The 19,770-nt window shown below is 54.6% G+C and carries 18 protein-coding genes; 7 read left to right on the top strand and 11 right to left on the bottom strand.

Features of this window, described 5'->3' with window-relative positions:
* Positions 1 to 10 precede the first annotated feature (10 nt).
* Positions 11 to 1,261, bottom strand: coding sequence for an FAD-dependent oxidoreductase (locus ACR0DU_RS09355; protein WP_480715809.1), 1,251 nt, complete (start codon positions 1,259 to 1,261; stop codon positions 11 to 13).
* 285 nt (positions 1,262 to 1,546) lie between these two features.
* Between ACR0DU_RS09355 and ACR0DU_RS09350 the strand changes: the two genes are divergently transcribed.
* Positions 1,547 to 2,335, top strand: coding sequence for a phytanoyl-CoA dioxygenase family protein (locus tag ACR0DU_RS09350; protein WP_480455430.1), 789 nt, complete (start codon positions 1,547 to 1,549; stop codon positions 2,333 to 2,335).
* 35 nt (positions 2,336 to 2,370) lie between these two features.
* Here the strand turns inward: ACR0DU_RS09350 and ACR0DU_RS09345 are convergent, their stop codons facing one another.
* On the bottom strand, positions 2,371 to 3,420 hold the full coding sequence (locus tag ACR0DU_RS09345) for an aromatic ring-hydroxylating dioxygenase subunit alpha (protein WP_480455431.1): 1,050 nt from the start codon (positions 3,418 to 3,420) through the stop codon (positions 2,371 to 2,373).
* A gap of 95 nt (positions 3,421 to 3,515) precedes the next feature.
* On the bottom strand, positions 3,516 to 4,445 hold the full coding sequence (locus tag ACR0DU_RS09340; protein ID WP_480608038.1) for a LysR substrate-binding domain-containing protein: 930 nt from the start codon (positions 4,443 to 4,445) through the stop codon (positions 3,516 to 3,518).
* A 95-nt stretch (positions 4,446 to 4,540) separates the two neighbouring features.
* On the opposite strand from ACR0DU_RS09340, the gene ACR0DU_RS09335 reads away from it, so the two are divergent.
* From ACR0DU_RS09335 to ACR0DU_RS09325, 3 genes are all read left to right on the top strand, one after another.
* Positions 4,541 to 5,626, top strand: coding sequence for a hypothetical protein (locus tag ACR0DU_RS09335; RefSeq protein ID WP_480873913.1), 1,086 nt, complete (start codon positions 4,541 to 4,543; stop codon positions 5,624 to 5,626).
* Between the two features lie 153 nt (positions 5,627 to 5,779).
* Positions 5,780 to 6,724, top strand: a complete 945-nt coding sequence (locus tag ACR0DU_RS09330; RefSeq protein ID WP_010441570.1) for a fatty acid desaturase family protein — start codon at positions 5,780 to 5,782, stop codon at positions 6,722 to 6,724.
* Positions 6,725 to 6,727: 3 nt separating this feature from the next.
* Positions 6,728 to 7,045, top strand: a complete 318-nt coding sequence (locus ACR0DU_RS09325; protein ID WP_010441571.1) for a non-heme iron oxygenase ferredoxin subunit — start codon at positions 6,728 to 6,730, stop codon at positions 7,043 to 7,045.
* A 7-nt stretch (positions 7,046 to 7,052) separates the two neighbouring features.
* Here the strand turns inward: ACR0DU_RS09325 and ACR0DU_RS09320 are convergent, their stop codons facing one another.
* Genes ACR0DU_RS09320 through ACR0DU_RS09305 form a run of 4 tightly spaced genes read right to left on the bottom strand, consistent with a single transcriptional unit; the run spans position 7,053 to position 10,449 of the window.
* On the bottom strand, positions 7,053 to 7,934 hold the full coding sequence (locus ACR0DU_RS09320) for an amino acid ABC transporter permease (RefSeq protein WP_170475251.1): 882 nt from the start codon (positions 7,932 to 7,934) through the stop codon (positions 7,053 to 7,055).
* A 54-nt stretch (positions 7,935 to 7,988) separates the two neighbouring features.
* A complete protein-coding gene (locus ACR0DU_RS09315; protein ID WP_480873909.1) occupies positions 7,989 to 8,822 on the bottom strand; it encodes a transporter substrate-binding domain-containing protein in 834 nt (277 codons plus the stop codon).
* A gap of 36 nt (positions 8,823 to 8,858) precedes the next feature.
* On the bottom strand, positions 8,859 to 9,701 hold the full coding sequence (locus tag ACR0DU_RS09310) for an amino acid ABC transporter permease (RefSeq protein ID WP_480873906.1): 843 nt from the start codon (positions 9,699 to 9,701) through the stop codon (positions 8,859 to 8,861).
* A 1-nt stretch (position 9,702) separates the two neighbouring features.
* Positions 9,703 to 10,449 carry an amino acid ABC transporter ATP-binding protein gene (locus ACR0DU_RS09305; RefSeq protein WP_319544528.1) on the bottom strand — a complete coding sequence of 249 codons (747 nt, stop codon included), beginning with the start codon at positions 10,447 to 10,449 and terminating at the stop codon, positions 9,703 to 9,705.
* A gap of 317 nt (positions 10,450 to 10,766) precedes the next feature.
* On the opposite strand from ACR0DU_RS09305, the gene ACR0DU_RS09300 reads away from it, so the two are divergent.
* Genes ACR0DU_RS09300 through ACR0DU_RS09290 form a run of 3 tightly spaced genes read left to right on the top strand, consistent with a single transcriptional unit; the run spans position 10,767 to position 13,345 of the window.
* Complete coding sequence (locus ACR0DU_RS09300) at positions 10,767 to 11,345, top strand: peroxidase-related enzyme (RefSeq protein WP_170774393.1); 579 nt, start codon at positions 10,767 to 10,769, stop codon at positions 11,343 to 11,345.
* 11 nt (positions 11,346 to 11,356) lie between these two features.
* Positions 11,357 to 11,944, top strand: a complete 588-nt coding sequence (locus ACR0DU_RS09295) for a helix-turn-helix domain-containing protein (protein ID WP_010441577.1) — start codon at positions 11,357 to 11,359, stop codon at positions 11,942 to 11,944.
* Between the two features lie 12 nt (positions 11,945 to 11,956).
* Complete coding sequence (locus tag ACR0DU_RS09290) at positions 11,957 to 13,345, top strand: MATE family efflux transporter (protein WP_480873903.1); 1,389 nt, start codon at positions 11,957 to 11,959, stop codon at positions 13,343 to 13,345.
* On the opposite strand, the gene ACR0DU_RS09285 is transcribed toward ACR0DU_RS09290, so the two are convergent.
* The 4 genes from ACR0DU_RS09285 to ACR0DU_RS09270 are packed head-to-tail and all read right to left on the bottom strand — an operon-like array spanning position 13,326 to position 19,639.
* Positions 13,326 to 14,564 (bottom strand): NAD(P)/FAD-dependent oxidoreductase, encoded by a 1,239-nt coding sequence (locus tag ACR0DU_RS09285; RefSeq protein WP_480873900.1) that lies wholly within the window; start codon positions 14,562 to 14,564, stop codon positions 13,326 to 13,328. The genes ACR0DU_RS09290 and ACR0DU_RS09285 overlap by 20 nt on opposite strands.
* An 11-nt stretch (positions 14,565 to 14,575) precedes the next feature.
* Complete coding sequence (locus tag ACR0DU_RS09280; RefSeq protein ID WP_480873898.1) at positions 14,576 to 15,589, bottom strand: Ldh family oxidoreductase; 1,014 nt, start codon at positions 15,587 to 15,589, stop codon at positions 14,576 to 14,578.
* A 60-nt stretch (positions 15,590 to 15,649) separates the two neighbouring features.
* Positions 15,650 to 17,170 carry a trimethylamine methyltransferase family protein gene (locus tag ACR0DU_RS09275; protein ID WP_480873895.1) on the bottom strand — a complete coding sequence of 507 codons (1,521 nt, stop codon included), beginning with the start codon at positions 17,168 to 17,170 and terminating at the stop codon, positions 15,650 to 15,652.
* Between the two features lie 15 nt (positions 17,171 to 17,185).
* On the bottom strand, positions 17,186 to 19,639 hold the full coding sequence (locus ACR0DU_RS09270) for a GcvT family protein (RefSeq protein ID WP_480873893.1): 2,454 nt from the start codon (positions 19,637 to 19,639) through the stop codon (positions 17,186 to 17,188).
* Positions 19,640 to 19,770: the final 131 nt, after the last annotated feature.

Below are 19,770 nucleotides of genomic sequence, written 5' to 3'. Positions count from 1 at the left end.
CCTTACCCTCCTAACGCGCCGTGGTTGTCCCGGCTTCCATCACAAAATCCAGATGGCGAAACCGGTTGAGCGTAAACGAAGACATCAGTGGATGAGGCTCGCCCTTGGCCACCAGATGGGCAAGCGTCAACCCACCTGCGGGGATGGCCTTGTATCCACCCCACCAACCGGCTGTTACAAACAAACCCGGCAAGTCTGTCTGATCCATAATGGGTGAGGCATCGTGAGCAATGTCCAGATGCCCGCCCCATTGACGCATAAGTTTGAGTTTCTTGAACGACGGGAACAGGGAAAGCATCGCGGTTACCGTGTCTTCAAACACGTTCTGCTTAATATCGCGTCGGAAACTCTGACCCATATCCGGTGCACCACCGATCACCATTTCTCCCTTGTCGGATTGGCTGAAATAGAACCCGCTGTCAGGGCAGTTCACTATGACGTCCACTAATGGTTTCACCGGCTCGGACACAAATGCCGTCAGGTTCATCGTGCGCAAAGGTAGCTTCAGCCCGACGGTTTCGGTCAACGTTGTGGTATGGCCTGAGACGGCGACAACAACTTTTTTGGCACGAATCCTACCGCGATTGGTTTCGACACCGCTGATATGGCCATCAGCCCCGCGGATCAGAGATTGAACTGCGGTTTGCTGGTGTATCTCGACCCCAAGCGCATCAGCCGCGCGCGCATATCCCCACGCCACTGCATCATGTCTGTTCACGCCAGCATCCGTATGCACCATGCCGCAAATTACAGGCAAACGCGCATCCGGGCCGCCCCCGGTCAGCGCGGGTATTCTTCTACGCAGTTCGATCTCCGATATCTGTTCGTAAGTCGATCCATAAATATCCATCGCCAGTTGCCGTCGCCTGAGCTCGCGCAACTTGGGCCAAGTTTGCACAACATCCACCATGGTGCGCTTCGAATGCATCATGTTGAAGTTCAGTTCGTGCGTCAGACCCTCATACATGGCGACGGATTTGACGTAGAAGGGGATCGACTCGTCCCGCATGTAATTGGATCGGATGGTCACCGTATTACGAGCGATATTGCCACCACCTAGCCAACCTTTTTCAACCACAGCGACGTCTGTAATGTCGAATTCTTTGGCGAGATAATAGGCGGTCGCAAGACCGTGCCCCCCAGCACCGATCACAACAACCTCATACTGGTCTTTGAGCGGGGGGGAACGCCAAGCCCGCGACCAGTTTCGGTGCCCTGAAAGTGCATTCCGGGCGAGCGAGAACACAGAATATTTTTGCATGGTGATCCCAATATTGACCACAAGCAATGTACGGTCAATAAAATATTTTACCATCACGCAAAACTATTGGCCGTTTAACCAAATTGTTGTACGGTGAGTCATGAACTTCCGCATTAAACAGTTTCACCGGAACCTCGCTGGCAAATGGTCTGCCCGGTCGCGTTGGCCTTGTTTCATCATCAATTGCCGCAGTTCTCCATCTTACTGACACCACGTGGATCGCGGCGCTTCGCGCCAATTTACGAACCCGCCCGGAAACGGGTGGAAACTAAGTGGATGGATCAGATGACCAAGCCAAATGAAATTAAGGACGTGCAGGAATCCTACGCGCGCGACGGCGTCGTATTGTTAAAGAACATCCTGTCAGACGACTGGCTAAGCAAATTACAGGATGCAGTTGATACCGAAGTCACAAAAGGAGACCGTTACTTTGCGTATAAAAATATGCGCGAAAACCCCGGCACTTTTCAGGACTATTGCCTGACATCGGATATCGGACAACGCGTAGCTGAGGTATCAGGCAGTCCGTGGACATCGTTAATCTATGACCAGATTTTCGTAAAAGAGCCGGGAACGCGGACTCAAACCGGATGGCACACGGATCAGCCCTATTGGCCCGTGGCAGGACCGATCATGACAATGTGGATCGCACTTGACCCGGTTGACCCCGACAATGGAGCACTGGAATTTGTGCGTGGATCACATGCATGGGGCGCAAAATACCGGCCTTTCAAAACCGATCAGCAAGGCGGTTTCCTGCACTATCTGGAAGAAGATAATCCGGATTACATAGACATGCCGGATTTTGAGGCCGACCGTGCCCAATATGACATCTTCCACTTTGAAAACATGAAACCAGGCGACGCACTCGCCTTTGACGGAATGACCGTACATTCGGCTATGGGCAATCGGACTTCGACACGTCGCAGGCGCGGATACGCAATTCGATTTGCTGTCGAAGGTGCGACCTATGAACCTCGGGATTCGGTTACAGAATGGCTACATGACGATAGTTTGAAACCCGGCGCACCCTTTGCAGGGGGCCGGTATCCAATCATCTATGAAACTGCCTAAGATACGGGGCCGGCGATCCGGCCCCGAACCAGAAATCAAGCTTGCTTTAGCGCGCTTTCGGTTACCGTTGTTTCAGCTTCAATCGCCCGATCCAAAACGCGCCGATAAATCTTTGCTCCGGCATCCAGGCCCAGATCGATATGAGGCGTCATTGCGTTCTTCATGCCCTTGTGCACCTCTTCCAATACTTCTTTATCCTCAATAAATGCCATCCGGGCACCATCGTTCATGAATTTCGAAACCTCTGCATTGTCAGGGTCAGAATTACGATGCTGGAACCAGAAATATCTGGTTTCATCTTCGTTTATCGGTGTCATGAAATTGTACGAAATATTGATAAAGGTCTGCTCGACCGGATCTTTGTCATAGCCGCCGGTGCCGACCGGCGTATAGATGGATTTGTTCAATCCGATCGCCGGGAGGCACATCTCATAATGCTGCAGGCGATCACATTCGCCTTCAAATGCGACCAGCTTGGAGTAGTAAGGCGACGGCGGCTTATTCTCGATCCAGCGAGAAACGATCACGCCTCGATCGGTTTTTTCAACATTCAGGGGCTCTTCATCCGTTCCGGCCCCTGCAAATGAAGAGACGTGAACCCAGGCCACGTGGCTGGGATCAAGCAGGTTGTCACAGACCCAAAGGTAGTGGCAATCGATGTCCATCACGCCGCCATCGGTCATGCCCCAGGTTGGGTTGTCAAAGTTCTCGATAGGGAAAATCAGATCAGGGTTGGCCAACTCGGGATCGCCCATCCAAATCCAAAGCAGGCGATAGCGATCAACAACCGGATAGGATTTCACGACCGCGCGACGGGGCGTCATCCCGCGCTGTGTCGGGCTATCCGTGCATTTCCCCGAGCAATCGAAGGTCAACCCGTGATAGCCGCATTCTACGGTGTCTCCTATCAGATTCCCTTTCGACAATGGCAGCTTACGGTGTGGGCAAGCATCTTCCAACGCGACCGGAGTGCCATCTTGCTGTCGATAAAGCACAACATTTTCACCCAGATAGGTTTCCGCTTTCAGCTCACGGCCGATATCCTTGCTCCAGGCGGCGACATACCAACAATTCCTGAGATACATGGGCTGCTCTCCTTATCGATCCGGTAGCTAGGGGCATTATGGCATTCGATTGGCAATACGCCATGCCGGATTGGTAATAAAAGATATAAGGTGGGCTAATTCAAATTTGGCGCAAGCGGTGGCAAGTCTGGCTGGGCTGCTGCTTCGGCTTTTATCCAGTTCAGAAACTCGTTGACCTTCTGGCTATCCTTTGTCTCTGGGCGTCGCACAAGCCAATATGATAAAGGCGACAAGGTCATTTCCGAAAACGGACGAACCAGCCTGCCATCACATAGTGCATCAATGACCAATGGCTCGCGGCCTAACGCTACGCCCAACCCTTCGATAGCGGCCTGAATGACCATGTTTGACTGCCCCAATCGGCGTGTCCGCGGCGATGAAGGCATGGTCAAGCCACTCTGCCGTGCCCAGAATTCCCAAGTAGGGCTGGATGTGCCGTGATGGAGGTTTTCATCAACAAGCAACGTGTGTTGCGCCAAATCCTGTATGCTTGTCAGCGATGAGGCAAGTGAAGGGGCGCAAACCGGAAACAGCCTTTCCCGCATCAGCAAATCAACTTCCAACCCCGGATATTCTCCAAGCCCGTATCGGATGCCGATATCTGAATCCGCTCCGGAGAACGGGTGGTAACCGGTGTCAGTCGCAATTGATATTGAAAGGTCAGGATGCGCCAGATCGAAGTGCAGTAGCCTTGGAAACAACCAGTTAAAAGCAAATCCAGGCAGGCATGAGATGACTATTGTTCGATCCGAGCGGGTGCGGTCCCGCAATTGGGCGCACACTTCTGATATGCGTCCCAATCCTTCTGCAATAGCCAGCGCTAGTTGTTCGCCTTCCCGGGTTGGACGCGATTGCCGCGCACCTCGCACGAGTAAATCCCTGCCCAACCACTCTTCCAGTGTCCTGACATGCTGACTAACCGCGCTCTGACTGACCCCTAACTCGTCGGCAGCAGGAGAAAATCCAGAATGGCGCACGACCGCCTCAAAGGCGCGCAATGCAGAATAGGGCAGGTTCAGGATCATATTAGTGACCCTAATGTGAGCCATTAATACTTTCAAATGGATTAGCTCCCGCATCGGATCGTAAATTTGAGATACTAAGCAATCAGGATGTGTCGATGTCTGATATGACGCCGGAGCGGGGTGCTCTAAATCTGCTGATCAACTGCGCCCGCGCATCTACGGGCGACAAGTTGTTGATTGCATATGAACCGCCCGAGTTTGGGTACTTCGATGCCGAATGCGTAGATGTCGTGAGCCGAGTAGCCCATAAGCTGGGAATGACCGTCGATACCGTCGATGTCGGCTTTAACCCCGACAATCCGCATCTGACACCTGATCTTATGGCCCGGTTCGAAGAAGCAGACATTATTCTGTTCCTTGCCCGGCTTGGGGATCAGTTGCGGTTTTCGGATATGCCGCAGGGCAAAAAGATTATCGTCAGCTTTGCATTGTCCAAAGAGATGCTGGGCTCGGGCTTTTCTAATGGCCACCACGATGCGTTCATGGAGCTTAAGGCCGATATCAACGCGGTGTTGGACTCATCGACTGAGGTACGCCTGACCTGCCCGCTGGGCACTGATGTTCGTGGCAGACCGATTATGAACCTGAAACCAACAGGTGACACCTCGATCCTGCGCTTTCCAATGTCCGTCTTTACTCCTGTTCCGGCTTACAGTTTCTCAGGTCGCGTAGCTATCAGTTTTCTGACGGGAACAGGTTCGAAATACTATGACGACTATACGATTGAATTCGACCGCCCGGTCTTTGCGATAATGGAGAACGGGCGGTTGCTGCGGTTCGAAGGCGATCCTGCCAATGCGTCCAAGGCCGAAGCACATTATGACCGGGTCGCAGGAGATTTAGGTATCGACCGTAGCTTCGTTCATTCCTGGCATGCAGGCATTCACCCAGGCTGTGGTTATCCTTGGGACATGCGCGACAACTACGAACGCTGGGGCGGGTCTGCCTTTGGCAACCCGCGCATCCTGCACTTCCACACCTGCGGGGCCTACGCGCCCGGTGAAATCAGCTGGAATGTCATCGACCCGACAATCGAGATTGACGGCGTGACCTACTGGAACAACGGCGTTTTTCATGCGGATCGGTTGCCCAACGGGCAAACCATTCTGGATCAATACCCTTGTGCCGCAAGCCTGTTTGAATATCCCGACCCTGATATCGGATTAAGGGTCGCGAGCTGATCATTCGCGGCTTGATCGAATCATCACCTGTCGAAATAATCTTGTTAATAGGACCTGATCGAGTTGGTCCTATGGTGCGGAGCACTCCCGTCTCCGGTGCCGGTATATGCGTAGAGGGCAAGACCCCCGCTCCGGCAAACTCATGGAAATCACATGTCAAAAGCTATCGTCACGCCGCTGACTCAGGCACTGGCCGAAGGAAAACTGACGCGCGAAGAACTCAAAGGATTCATGCAACGCTCGAACGCGCCTGGATTGCGTCATCTTGCACTTTGGATTTTGGTACTGACCTGCACCACAACTCTGATCACCCTGGCTTGGAACAGTTGGCTGATCTGGCCCGCGATGTTTCTGCAGGGCGTCGTCCTGGTTCACCATTTCTCACTACAACATGAGTGTGTCCACTACACGGTGTTTCGTACCCGCTGGCTGAACGATCTGGTCGGGCAGATTTGCGGCCTGATTATCATCCTGCCACACCGGTTCTTTCGGTACGAGCATTGTGACCATCACACCTATACCCAACTGACCGGAGAAGATCCCGAATTGATCCCGCTTCCGAAAACACTTGGTCAGTATTTTCTGTATTTATCTGCCCTACCCTACTGGCGCGGCAAATTCACTGAACTGTTCCGGCATGCCTTTGGCAAACTCAGCGACGTTGAACTGCGATTTATTCCCAAAGAAGAACATCAATCGGTCTATTGGGACGCGCGCCGGATGTTGGCCATCTACGCAACGATATTGCTGGCCATGGCGGTCACCGGTTGGTGGGGCTTGATCTGGTACTGGATCATACCACTGTTTCTGGGTGAGCCAGTGATGCGCTTTGTGCGCATGACTGAACATGTTGGGCGGCCCACCGTGGCGCAGATGTCAGAAAACACCCGCACCAATCTGGTGTCAAAACCTATGTCCTTTTTGTGCTGGAACATGAACTATCACGCCGAGCATCACTATGTCGCCTCGGTCCCTTTCCACGCCCTGCCCCGTCTGCACGAGAAGTTGAAAGATCACATATTTGTCGAAAAAGGCGGCTATCTGGCTGCACATCGCGACATTCTGCGTCAGATCATGCGACGCAAGACGAGGGCTTGAGTGATGAAAGCAGAAAAACCCTGGCGCGATGTGATCGAAGTATCAAAACTGGAAGAGAATTGGGTCACGCGCGTGGAAATCGGGCCGCGTATGATTGCGGTGTACGATACACCCAGCGGTGTCTACGCGTCGCTGGCATTGTGTAACCACGGTGGGGCCGATTTGTGCGATGGTTATTTTGACGGTCACGTGATCGAATGCCCTTTACATCAGGGCGCATTCGATGTCCGGGACGGCAAGCCCGTTTCAGCACCGGCAACCCGCGCGATGCGCGTATTCGAAACACGGGTGCAAGACGGGATGGTTCAGGTCCGAATGTGACCTGAACCTAACGCTTTTCAGATCGCTTCTCGAGCCGCGCAAAGATGCGGCTGAGACCAAAGCAGACAACAAAATAGAACGCCGCTGTTGTAATCCACGCCTCGAAGATCATCCGGGACGAGGCGACCAGTTCGACGGTTTTGTAGGTCAGTTCCTGCACCGAGATCAGCGACAGGATCGAGCTGTCCTTGATCAATGAAATGAACTGGTTGGCTAGCGGGGGCACAACCTTTTTCATCGCCTGCGGCAGCACAACGTAGCGCAGCTCTTGCATACGGCTCATCCCGATCGAGCGTGCCGCCTCGCGCTGACCCTTCGGGATCGACTGAATTCCGGCACGCACGATTTCACCGACAAACGCACTTTCAAACAGGGCCAGAACGATCACCCCTGAAACAAGCGAAGGAAAGCGACGCATTTCGCCGAAGAAGAAGGTCCAGATCTGGTTGTTTTCCTGCCGAGCAATACCGCGCGCCCAACGTTCAAGGTTCAGCGCATCGATCAGTTGTTGTGATAGGAAAAAGAAGAAGATGAAAACAACGACGACAGGCGGCACATTGCGCAAAAACTCGAGATAGGTACGCGCCAGCATGCGTATGGTCAGATTGGCCGAACAGCGTGCAATTCCCAGTATTGTACCAAGAATGAGCGCTAGAATACCCGAATAGATGCTGATGCGAACCGTCGCTGCTAAACCCTGCAGCAGCAGATTTGCAAAATACTCTTCGCGCCCGGAATGCCAGCCAACAATATAGCTTGGGATCAGTTCCCAACGCCATTTGTAATTCAGCGTACCTTCGATCGACAGCCAGATATACCCAAAGAAGGTTATCAAAACTGCCACGATCACATAGTCAGGCCATCTGAGTTTTCTAAGGAATTCCTGCACCAAAGCGCTCCGCATAAGGACCAGGGGCGGTGGGTCCGCCCCCAGTCAGAGTGGTTATTGGGCGACCTGGCCGGCCCACTCTTCAGTGGCAAACCAGTAATTGTGGCGCTCTTCCAGCCAGCCGGACCGCCAATTCTGTGCAATCCAGTTGTTAAAGAAGTTCATCGCGTCGGGATCTCCTTTGCGCATCCCAAACGCCTCACCACGTGGATCAAACAGCTCACCTTCAAGCACAACCAGTGTTTCCGGATTGCGCCCCGCCTCGCGGTTGGGCGTTGGCTGCGATGCCATTGTGGCGTGGGCGTTGCCATTCAGCACTTCCTGAGTCGATGCGCCATCTTCATCAAACAACAGCAGATTAGCCTCAGGGAATGCCTTGGCAATCACGGTTGCCGGCGTTGCGCCACGACGCGCAGCAAAGGTAACGTCAGACGAGTTCAAGTCCTCACGCGCCATGCCTGCAGTCAACTCTTTGTTGGCCAGAATGGCCAAGCCAGAATAGGCATATGGGTCGGTGAAGTTGATCGTCAGGTTCCGCTGTGCAGTCACCGACATGCCCGAGATGATCACGTCGAAATTACCAGACACAAGGGCCGGGATAATGCCATCCCAGGCAGTTGGAACAAATTCGACCTCAACGCCCATGTCTTCGGCCAATTTTCGGCCAACATCCAGTTCGAACCCGATCAAATCGCCGTTCTTGTCACGCATCGACCAAGGTACAAACAGCGATAGGCCAATCCGGATCACCCCATCCTGTTTGATCGTTTCAATTACACTTTCGCTGGACAGTTCCTGAGTTGCGCTTTGCGCCCAGCTTGAGGTCGCCATGCCAGTTGCCACGACCGCGCCCAGGGCAACCCCGAGCATTCTGCGAGATAGCTTCATCTTGGTTCTCCTTGTTGTCCGGTTAAATTCTTGTGGTTATTGGTCGACGGCATATTTCTTCTCCAGATAACTTACGCCGATCGACAGGATCAGGGTCACCACCAGATAGACCAGTGCGATGGTGAACCAGATTTCAAAACTCATGTAAGTGTCGGATATGATGTTGCGTCCGAAGGTGGTCAGCTCGGCGACGGCAATAACGCTGACAATGGCCGAGGATTTGATTAGGTGAACAACCTCGCCCGTCATCGGCGGCAACATAAACCGAACAGATTGCGGAAGGATGATGTAACGATAGGTCTGATAGGGGGTCATCCCGATGGATTTAGCCGCCTCCCACTGACCAGTTGGGATGGCATTAATCCCAGCCCGCAGAATTTCGGATATCAGCGCCGAATGAAACACCGCCAAGGTCAAAATACTGGCGGTATACCGGTCAAATCCAAAAATCGGGCCCAGCACGTAGTAGAACAGATAAAGCAGGACCAGTAGAGGAATGTTTCGGATAAGTTCAAGGAAGCCAACTGCTACAGCCGTACCAATTACCAGGCCGGATAGACGCAGCAACGCGACCAGCAGTCCAATAGCAGTGGCCAACAGGAAAGAAATGACAGACAATTTGATCGTGGCGACCAACCCTATGGGTATCTCACCCCACTCAAAGCCGATTTCTGTGTTGCGGTAGAGGAACTGGGGCACCCGGTACCATTGCCAGTTATACCCCATTCCCTGAGCACCAACATACGAGCCATAGGCGATCAGTCCCACGATGATTGCATAAATCGTGACCGAGACAAACACCGAGCCAAAGAACCGCTTGTAGAATGGCGGTTTCGGCAACGACTGTCCTTTTCCCCGTGATATGCTCAGATCGGTCACGTCAGTGCTCCAATATCTGGTTCAGGAACAGGCGACAGCGTTCGCTGGACGGGTTGGTAAAGAACTGTTCTGGGGGTGAAATTTCCACGATCTGCCCGGCCTCCATAAAGACCATCGTGTCAGCGACCTTACGGGCAAAGCCCATCTCATGGGTGACAACAACCATGGTCATACCGGTATCGGCAAGTTCCACCATCACATCCAGCACTTCATTTATCATCTCTGGATCAAGCGCAGAGGTCGGCTCATCAAACAGCATGATCCGGGTTTCCATGCACAAGGACCGCGCGATGGCAACGCGCTGTTGTTGCCCACCCGACAATTGCGCCGGATACTTGTCGGCCTGCTCGGGAATGTGAACTCGATCAAGATAATTGCGTGCGGTTTCCTCGGCCTGAGCTTTGGTAATCTTTCGCACCTTCATCGGCCCGATCATCAGGTTTTCAAGCACGGTCAAATGCGGAAACAGGTTAAACTGCTGAAACACCATTCCGACTTCTTGCCGCAACTCACGTATTTCTTTTGCGTCTTTGTAAACTTCGATGCCATCAATCACGAGACGTCCAGAGTTATGCCATTCCAACCCGTTGAAACAACGGATCAGCGTGGATTTTCCCGATCCAGACGGGCCGCAGATCACAACCTTTTCACCCTGATGAACAGTCAGATCGATATTCTTGAGTGCATGGAAAGTGCCATAATACTTATCAAGATTGGTCACTTCTATCATGGGGGAGGGCTGAGTCATGCCGAACCTGTCGATATCCGGGTCAGACGCAATAGCTGACCTTTGAGGTTGCGAGTATAGCCCGTCAACAAACCAGGCGCATTTCGACTTTGCGCGCATTTGATCAACCGCGATCCCTCGTCATGCCTGTTGGCACAAGACATCTGCAGCTTTGAATTTGGCAAAGCGGAGCGATCTGGCAAAGCTTCAGAATCCTCAAATCTGTTGCGCGCTAATCAATATGGTTGCTTAATGTGCAATATTCGTCAATAAAAAAACTCACCGGGCGCTCTGTCGCCACCTCGAAATACGAAAATAAACTATAGAAGGACGAATGAATGTCTGCCTGGATTCGGATGATATCTGACGAAGATGCCGACGAACATTTGAAGAATACCCTTGATTTAGCGCGTACACCGCATGGGACAGTGGACAACGTGATGCGTGTCCATTCGCTACGTCCCAACACCATGAAAGGGCACGTCATTTTGTATCGCGCCTGCCTTCATGATGACGCCAATTCAGTGCCTATGTGGTTTCAGGAAGTCATAAGCTCCTACGTTTCCACGCTGAACACGTGCCCTTACTCCTATGCCAACCACTGGGCAAACGCCCGTCATCTGATCGGTGACGACGCACGCGCCGACTCAATTGAGGCTGCGCTTACGGCGCATCGCCCTCAGGATGCGTTCGAGGGCGCACATCTGGCCGCGTTGAGCTATGCTGAGAAGCTGACGCTGTCGCCGGGCACCATGGAAGAATCGGATGTAGACGCCTTGAAAGATGCTGGCTGGGAAGACGGTGAGATCCTCGAAATCAATCAAATCGTGGGATATTTCAATTATGCCAATCGGTTGCTAAATGGTCTGGGTGTCACAACAAAAGGAGACGTCGTAGGCTATTACGGCGAAGATTGACGGGACGTTTCATGCAAGTTGACACGCCGGGAAGACAGATTGACCGTGCCATTGGCGCCTCTCTGAGGGAGCTGCGTCAAAGCCGGAAGCAATCCGCCCGCCGGCTTGCCGAACAATCGGGTATTTCGGCTGCGATGGTCAGCCGTATCGAAAATGGGCTGGTATCACCTTCGATTGACACTCTTGCGGCATTGGCGGAAGCACTAGAAGTCCCCATCGTTTCACTGTTTCGCGAAGCAAGAACTGATCACACCGACTATACCCTCGTGCGCCATGGCGAAGGGTTGAAGTCCACTCGCTTAGCCGGTGGACATTCGCATGAATATGTCAACCTCGCATTGCACTCTCGGAAAGACCTGCGTTTCCAGGCTCGTCGCGTAACGCTGTTGCGGGATGAGGGACAACCGCCCACCTATGTCGGGCACGGCGTTGTGTTTGTTCAGGTCCTCGAAGGACAGGCAGTCTATCGCTATGGCGAAGCAAGATTCACGCTTTCAGCCGGGGATAGTATTAGTGTTGATGCGGAATTGAACCACGGCTTTGAAGAGGTTCTGACACCCGAGTTCGTCTTCCTCACCGTTCAAGCCGAGCGCCCTTAGGGGCTTACTGAGATGGCTGCCCCAACCGATATTGATCTGACACGCGGGCCGATCTCAGCCCATTTTCGAACCTTAGCCATCCCAGCGGCAATTGGGATGCTGTTCAACACGCTCTACAACGTCGTAGATATGTTCTTTGCCGGGCTCCTCTCGACCAGTGCGCAAGCAGGCCTGGCATTGGGTTTTCAGGCATTCTTCATCGCAATCTCAGTCGGGGTTGGATTGGGCGCAGCAATGAGCGCGCTCGTCGGTAATGCCTTGGGTGCCGGTGATAATCGCGCGGCACGGCGGTTTGCAGCTCAAGGGATGATCTACGGTTTCATCGCAGCCGGAGTTTTGGCATTGGCAGGGCTCTGGTACGGCCCGGCACTTATTCAATTGGTTTCGGAACCGGGACCATATCGCGAAGCGGGATTACGCTATTTCTACTGGCTATTACTGGCCCTGCCCGGGTTCCTTTTGGCCTTTGGATGCAACGGAATTCTTCAAGCGCATGGGGACGCGGTTTCGATGCAACGCGCTCTTATCGTTGCGTTTTTTGCCAATATTGGTCTCAATCCGTTGTTGATTTTTGGCATCCCGGGCCTGATCCCCGGCATCGGGTTCGATGGCCTCGCCATTTCTACGGTAATCAGCCAAACCGGTGTGATGGTGTTCATGATCCGTCAGGTGCTCAGACGCCGGAGAATGAGGCGCATGCGGGCAAGAAATTTCATTCCGCGCCTGCAAAAGTTCAAGGAAATCTCAGTTCAAGTCCTTCCAACGGCCACATCGTTCATCGTGATGCTCCTATCAGGTTTCGTCGTGCAGTTCGCGTTGAAAATCTTCGGCGAGCATGCGATAGCGGGCTTCGGCGTCGCTATTAGGTTGGAGCAGATTCTACTATTGCCTGTGCTCGGGGTCACTGGTGCGCTGCTACCCATCGCGTCTCAGAATTTCGGGGCACGGGACTATGAAAGGGTGCGCGAAGCCCTGTTTTATTGCTGGAAAGTCGGGCTGGTCATGACCGCTATTGCGGCCCCAATCCTGTGGATATTTGGCCGGTCTCTGCTGGGTCTCTTTACTGAAGATCCCGAAGTTATTCGCGTGGGGCTCAGCTATCTACGTGTCGATAGTCTGATCCTTCCATTCTATATGATGCTGTTTTCAATCAACTCGCTGCTGCAGGCGCTAAAACGCCCAATCTGGACAGTATGGATAAGCCTCTATCGTCAGGGATTTGGCGTAGCCTTTTTTGTCTGGATTTTTATCGGCTTTCTCGGCTTCAACGAAATCGGTGTCTGGTTTGGAACCGCCTGTGCCGTGATCACTGGATGGATGATCGGGCTATTGGTGGCATCTTACGTCGCCCATAAGGAATTGGGCGGGCTATGGCTTAGTTTTAGAACCGATCCGGGCTGAAGGCCTGTATATCGATGCTCGGTACCCTGCCAGCGATTACATCTGCAACAAGTCGCGCCGTCGTCGCTCCCAATGTCAGACCCAGTTGCCCGTGGCCCGTAGCAAAAGTGACATTGGTCAGACGCCTGCTGCGGCCAATGATCGGGCGTGTATCAGGCGTAAAAGGGCGACGACCCATGCGGCGCTCAAATTTCTCAGTCCGCAACCCCGGCAATACACGGTGCGCACGTTTGACCAGTACATCGGCCCGGTTCCAATCGGGCTGCGCATTCAAGTCCGCAAACTCTGCGGTGCCTGCCACGGCCAGCGCATCCTCATAAGGGGTGATGCCAAACCCGCCCTTTGCGTAAAACACCGTGTGGCGCAGATCGATTCCACTGTCGTGCAATGCAGTTGAGTATCCGATGACACCCTCCATGCGCAGTGGAATATTCAACTTCTTAGCCAAAACGCGCGAATGCGTGCCTGCGGCAACTACAAACTCGTCCGCGCTCAGCGTGCGCCCGTCGCCGGAATGCACGCTTTGGATATGTTGACCATCACGCGTAAAGTCGATCGCTGCATTCGAGACAATCTCCCCGCCCCGTTGGGTGAAGCTCTGCATCAGAATTTCGACCAACAGTTTTGGATCCGTCACAAAACTCCAATCCCGTAACAACGCTGCATATTTGAAATCGGGCGCAATAGCGGGGTCCATCTCATGCGCTTCATGGCCTGATACCTGGTCGATGGTGCACCCGAACTCACGCGCAAGATGAAAGGCACCGCGCATGGTCGCAAGGTCATTGTCATCATCAAACAGCTTGATCACAGGTCGCTCAACCAAAAGCTCTGGGTGACCAACATCCGCGAGCTGCGCTTTGAAATCATCAGTGGCAGCAAAGGTGAGACGTGCCAGATCGGCGGTAATCGCCCGCATCTTCGAACGCCGCGCATTGGCTGTGAACCGCGCAAACCAAGGCATCAGCTTCAATGCCGAGGCTGGCCGCAAAGAAAGCGGGGCCTCGGAATCCAGCAACCAACCCGGCACTTTCATCAGCATCCCCGGCTGTGACAAAGGCACGATCTCGCCAACTGCGATACAGCCGCAGGAGGCCCAGCTTGCCCCCTCACCCACCGGTCCGGGTTCAACGACCGTGACAGAGTGCCCCTGCGACTGCAGTTTTAAAGCACAGGAAATTCCAACAACACCGCCACCGATTACAACGACCCGAGACATTCGTGCGGCCTCTACTGAAGTTCGCGCAGTTGTGCCATCAATTCGGCAGTGACACGAACTCCATCCGCTTCGGCAGCAGCGCGATTCTTCAACCTTCCATCTCCGGGGACGCGTGCATCGCCATTACCTTCAATCTCGCCGCAAATGCGCTGGACATATTCTCCAAACGCTTCGTTGCCAAACCGCGCCGGATCAATTGCGATCAGCGTGTTGCCGCCTTTGATATTTAACGCCCCGTGCGCTTCGCGCTTGGCGTTGTCGACGGACAAGGTTCCGCCAGCCAGTGCTGCACCGAGGACCTCGATCAGGAATGCAATCGCTGCTCCCTTGTGTTCACCAAATGGCAACAAACTGCGGGTTTCCAGTATGGCGTTGGGGTCACGTGTCGGCTGTCCCTCTGGATCAAGCCCTGCAGGACGTGGTAAATCATGCCCTTCCGCAGCTGCCATGCGAATATCCATAAGTGCCACCATGGACGATGCCTGATCCCAGACGACCGGCTCACCCCCAGGTCGAGGGCAGGCAAAAGACATCGGATTGGTGCCAAAAACCGGGCGAACGCCCCCTTGTGGCACCACCATGGAAAGCGAGTTCACGACACCTAGCGCGACCAGTCCAGCCTCAGCTAACGGACCGGTATCGAACCGTAACGCCCCCAGATGGTGGCAATTGGCACAACTGAATGCCGCAATCCCGTTCTCGCGCGCCATCTCAATAAGCTCGTTCCGCGCTTTGGCGGCCACGATCTGGTAATAACCATTGTCGCCATCCCCCCGCAAAACACCCGGAGCGATACGTTCAACACTCGGGTTGGCGGCGGGGTTGGCGTAGCCCGAAGCAAAGCTCTGCGCATAAACAGGTAACATTCGTAGGCCATGGCTTCGTGGCCCGTCTCGTTCGCTCATTCGAACAAGATCGGCCAATACTGCGCTACCGTGCTCATCCACTCCCGCAGCCACAAAGACAGACCTGGCCAAGCCCCTTACCTCGTCGAGTGAGAGCGTTGTCGTCGAGTCATCGGTCATGTGCGTGATCCTGTCCTTGGGTTATGAACCGGGCACGTTAGCGTCCGCTTTCCAGATTAATCAAGCGCTGTATTCCAACCGCTTTTTGGCGACGAACTCATCCAACGCACCGCGCTGATCATCCGGCATTGGCGGCCGCACATAGGTGTTTAGCATACGCTGCGCCTCTTCCGTACCAACGACTTCGGCGGTTTTCGAGCCCTCTGCTTCCCACTGTTCAAAACTATCATTGTTTTGCAAGTGGTTCATGTGCATCGGGTTCTCACGCGTGTGGTCTGTGCCTAGGAAATGTCCGCCAGGTCCGATGTTTTCGATGTCGCCCAGCAAAGCGCCCAGGTTTTCCTCTTGCAGGCCACTGAAGAAGCGATGGAAATTTTCGAGCTGCAGCGCATCTTGCACCCATTTGGAATAGCTGACCCCCAATGCACCCTCAAGAAAACCCGCCGAATGGACAATGTAGTTCGCCCCGCCCAACAGCACCGGCCACATGGTGTTTGCGGTGTCGAACGCAGCCTGCATATCGGGGGATTTCGAACCGGTCCACATCGTGCAGGTCCGCCACGGCACACCGTAGAACCGCGCCATCTGACCCACCAAAAGGTTCATCAAACCGGGCTCCGGGGACCCCATCATCGGTGCGCCTGTCTTCATCGAAACGCCCATGATTGCGACGCCCAATACCATCGGTGCTCCGCGCCGGATGATCTGGCTGTAAGCCATTCCCGCCAGCGATTCGGCGATCAGCAGCGCCACACCGCCCTGCGGGCTGGCAGGTGTGCTTGCCCCGGCAAGGACAAAGGGCGAAAGCAGGCAGGGCTGGTTGGCAGCGGCATAGACGCGCAAGCTCTGCAACATGGTCTCATCCCAGACCAGCGGTGTGTTGCAGTTCAGCAAGGCGGCCATCACCACATTGTTGTCGACAAATTCCTCACCAAACACGATGCGAGTCATCTCAACCGAATCCCGTGCCGCCTGTTCCGACAGCACCGAACCTTTGATCGGTTTGTCCGTCAAGGTCAGTGCGGCATGAACCAACTCTAGATGGCGTTGCGGGACGGGCACATCCTGTGGCTCAACCGGCAAAATACCCGGCACCATCATCGACTGGCTCATTTGGCTGAGCTTGAAGAAATTATGTGCATCCTCAAGCATCGAAGGGCGGCGCACGCCATCCAGACCGTAGACAAACGGCGCACCATAAGCGTTGGCAAAGACCGAATGCTGATTGCCCACCCGAAGCGAGCGTTCCGGGTTGCGCGCGGCATAGCCCCACTCTGGGGGAACGGCCGAGATCAGGTCCATCAGCATCTCGCGCCCGATACGCACCCGTTCACCCTGCACATCCGCACCGTATTTCTTCCAGTCGGCTAAGGCGACGGGGTCACGGAATTCAATGCCTGTTGTCTCAAGGATCGTCATTGCGGCGTTATGGATTTTCTCAACGCCTTCGGGGCCAAGCAGATCAATTGGTCCCACCTTGCGGTTGAGCGTCGACAAGTAGACGGGGGGCGGGTTGGTGCGAGCCTTTACCCGCGCGGCACGTCCGCCGCCACGGCCCGAGCGTGCTTTGACTTCTGCCATCTCAATTCCTCCGGATCAGGCGCGGGCGCGGGCGCTGGTGGGATCAACGGCGCAGGTGTCGATCACTTCGGCCTCGCGCATTTCATTGTGGATAAGCACCTGCATTTTGGTGCCGGGTGCCGTCATGTCCTGTGGCACCAGTGCCATCGCAATGTCGTGGTTGCAGTAATACGAGAACCCGCCCGAGGTGACCCGCCCGATCAACTTACCATCGGCATAGACGCCTTCGTCGAACATCACCGAGGTATCGCAGAACGGCAGCTTCAGTGTGACCAGCGTGTTGTATCCACCATCGGCCTGCTGCTTCTGCAGCGCGGCTTTGCCGATGAAGTCACGTTCGGCCACCTGCCCGCCGATCTTTTCTGTCATCGCCACGAAACGGCCCAGATCGGCCTCATAGGGTGTCAGGTCCTTGCAAATCTCGCGATTGATGGCGCGATAGGATTTCTCAAGTCGCATCGATTCCAGCGCCTCAAGACCGAAGGGTTTCACGCCGGTCTTCAGCAGCAGATCAACGAGGTGGCGATTGTACCCAACCGGGTGATGCAGTTCCCATCCAAGCTCTCCGGTATACGAGACACGCAGCAGGTGCACACCTTTGGCATAGCCCACCTCACCCTTCTGCGCCGAGAGCCACGGGAAGGCTTCATTTGACAGATCATTGTCCGTCAGCGGCTGTAAGATTTCGCGTGCCTTGGGCCCGGCTAGCGCGATCACGCCCAGCTGCTCTGAGATATCCTCGATCACGACAGACCCGTCGCGCGGCAGCGCGCGCTGTAGTTGGTCCCAGTTATAGGCCCGCCAGTTCGGTGTTGAGATCAGGTAGAAATCGTCGTCGGCATAGCGCACGATGGTGTATTCCGCATCCATGCCGCCCTTGTCGTTCAGCATCAGCGACAGGGTCATGCGGCCCACTTTTGGCAGTTTGTTGGCCATGATGCTGTCTAACCACTGTGCAGCCCCCGGTCCGCGAACGGTGAATTTGGTCATCGGAGACATTTCGATGAAACCAGCTTCTTCACGTGTAGTTCGCACCTCTTCCTGAACCCGCTCCATATGATTGGTGCGACGGAAGCTGTGTTCGGGGATCGCTTCTTCGGGTGATTTGGCGAACCAGCGCGGGAATTCGTAGCCATTGAAGCTGGTCCAGACTGCTCCTTGTGCGGTCAGCAGATCATATGACCCGACTGTCTTCATAGGACGCGCATCGGGGAAGTCCTCGCCCGGCACATGCGCATCCATATGGGTGCCCCATGTCTCGCGCACCTTATCCATGGTCCAGCGCTTGGAGGCATAATCCGAGAACCTGCGCGGATCGAGTTCCGACATATCCATGCCGGGATCGCCATCGACGATCCACTTGGCCAGACGGTTGCCAACCGTCCCGCCCCACAGAATGCCACCGGGCATGCCTTCGGCCAGCCAGAGGTTTTCATGTCCCGGCGCCGGACCGGCCAAAGGCAGCTCGTCCGGTGTCATCTGAAATGGACCGCGGGTGTTGGCTTTGATCCCAACCTCGCCCAGTGTGGGCACCCGTTCGATCGCGCGCTCCCACTGAGTTTCCACGGCGTCGAAATCCTCGGGCAGTAGATCAGCACCAAATTCCGGTGGCACGCGGTTTTCGGCAAATAGCTTGAGGTCTTTGGTGAATTCATAAGGCCCGAACTGGATGCCGCCCACATCTTCGCGCAGATAAGCGCCGTAATCTTCATCCCGCAGGATCGGGAATTCTGGCAGGCCCTCCGCCCGGCGCTCTTTTAGCAGCGGTACGGTCTCGGTGGTCCAATACTGGTGAACGATCGGAATACAGGGCAGATCCAACCCCACGCGGCGTGCGTTTTCGCGGGCATAGTTGCCGGTCGCGAAGATCAGATGCTCACATGTGATCTCACCCTGGTTGGTGGTCACTTTCCAATGGCCGTTATCCAGCTTTTCATAGGCCTGAGCCTCGGTGTTCTGGTAAACCTTGGCACCTGCATCGCGTGCCAGCTTGGCGAGCGCCATGGTGATATCGGCCGGGTTCACGTACCCGTCTTCGGTGTGCAGGATACCACCCCGAATGTCCGGGCTCTGGTTTAGCAACGGATGGACTTCGGCAATCTCTTCAGGGGTCAGCAGCTTGCAAGGTACGCCAGCCGCCTCGGCAATCGAGATATAAGACTGGAACTCGTCCCAGCGCTTTTCAGTATTGGCGACTCGCAGCTGACCAACCTTCCGCAACCCGACCGAGCTGCCCATCTTTTCTTCAACCTCAGTATAGATGCGGATGGTTTCCATCGTCATCTTCGACACATTGTGCGACCGCACGAAGGTCACCAACAGACCCGCTGCATGCCAGGTCGAGCCGGAGGTTAGTGTTGTACGTTCCAGCATGACCGCATCTGTGCAGCCATGTTCGGTCAGCCCGTAAAGGATCGACGCCCCTACGCAACCTCCTCCGACAACCACGACTTTTGCATGTGACTGCATTCCGCAACTCCTTCAAACTGTGCACGACCAACAAGGGATCGCATTGCAAACCGGTTGGGGAGCATTTTCATCGGGAACTGTTGGCCGACAATTGCAAAAAGATTCACTCTGCATTAGATCAGTTAAATCAA

Source organism: Ruegeria sp. G2, from assembly GCF_056533505.1.
This window is presented reverse-complemented; position numbering and strand designations above follow the sequence as displayed.

Bases quoted from the DNA above. Each gene is read 5' to 3' on its own strand.
- ACR0DU_RS09355 (WP_480715809.1), bottom strand. From the start codon at position 1,261: ATGCAAAAATATTCTGTGTTCTCGCTCGCCCGGAATGCACTTTCAGGG.
- ACR0DU_RS09350 (WP_480455430.1), top strand. From the start codon at position 1,547: ATGACCAAGCCAAATGAAATTAAGGACGTGCAGGAATCCTACGCGCGC.
- ACR0DU_RS09345 (WP_480455431.1), bottom strand. From the start codon at position 3,420: ATGTATCTCAGGAATTGTTGGTATGTCGCCGCCTGGAGCAAGGATATC.
- ACR0DU_RS09340 (WP_480608038.1), bottom strand. From the start codon at position 4,445: ATGATCCTGAACCTGCCCTATTCTGCATTGCGCGCCTTTGAGGCGGTC.
- ACR0DU_RS09335 (WP_480873913.1), top strand. From the start codon at position 4,541: ATGTCTGATATGACGCCGGAGCGGGGTGCTCTAAATCTGCTGATCAAC.
- ACR0DU_RS09330 (WP_010441570.1), top strand. From the start codon at position 5,780: ATGTCAAAAGCTATCGTCACGCCGCTGACTCAGGCACTGGCCGAAGGA.
- ACR0DU_RS09325 (WP_010441571.1), top strand. From the start codon at position 6,728: ATGAAAGCAGAAAAACCCTGGCGCGATGTGATCGAAGTATCAAAACTG.
- ACR0DU_RS09315 (WP_480873909.1), bottom strand. From the start codon at position 8,822: ATGAAGCTATCTCGCAGAATGCTCGGGGTTGCCCTGGGCGCGGTCGTG.
- ACR0DU_RS09305 (WP_319544528.1), bottom strand. From the start codon at position 10,449: ATGACTCAGCCCTCCCCCATGATAGAAGTGACCAATCTTGATAAGTAT.
- ACR0DU_RS09300 (WP_170774393.1), top strand. From the start codon at position 10,767: ATGTCTGCCTGGATTCGGATGATATCTGACGAAGATGCCGACGAACAT.
- ACR0DU_RS09295 (WP_010441577.1), top strand. From the start codon at position 11,357: ATGCAAGTTGACACGCCGGGAAGACAGATTGACCGTGCCATTGGCGCC.
- ACR0DU_RS09290 (WP_480873903.1), top strand. From the start codon at position 11,957: ATGGCTGCCCCAACCGATATTGATCTGACACGCGGGCCGATCTCAGCC.
- ACR0DU_RS09285 (WP_480873900.1), bottom strand. From the start codon at position 14,564: ATGTCTCGGGTCGTTGTAATCGGTGGCGGTGTTGTTGGAATTTCCTGT.
- ACR0DU_RS09280 (WP_480873898.1), bottom strand. From the start codon at position 15,589: ATGACCGATGACTCGACGACAACGCTCTCACTCGACGAGGTAAGGGGC.
- ACR0DU_RS09275 (WP_480873895.1), bottom strand. From the start codon at position 17,170: ATGGCAGAAGTCAAAGCACGCTCGGGCCGTGGCGGCGGACGTGCCGCG.
- ACR0DU_RS09270 (WP_480873893.1), bottom strand. From the start codon at position 19,639: ATGCAGTCACATGCAAAAGTCGTGGTTGTCGGAGGAGGTTGCGTAGGG.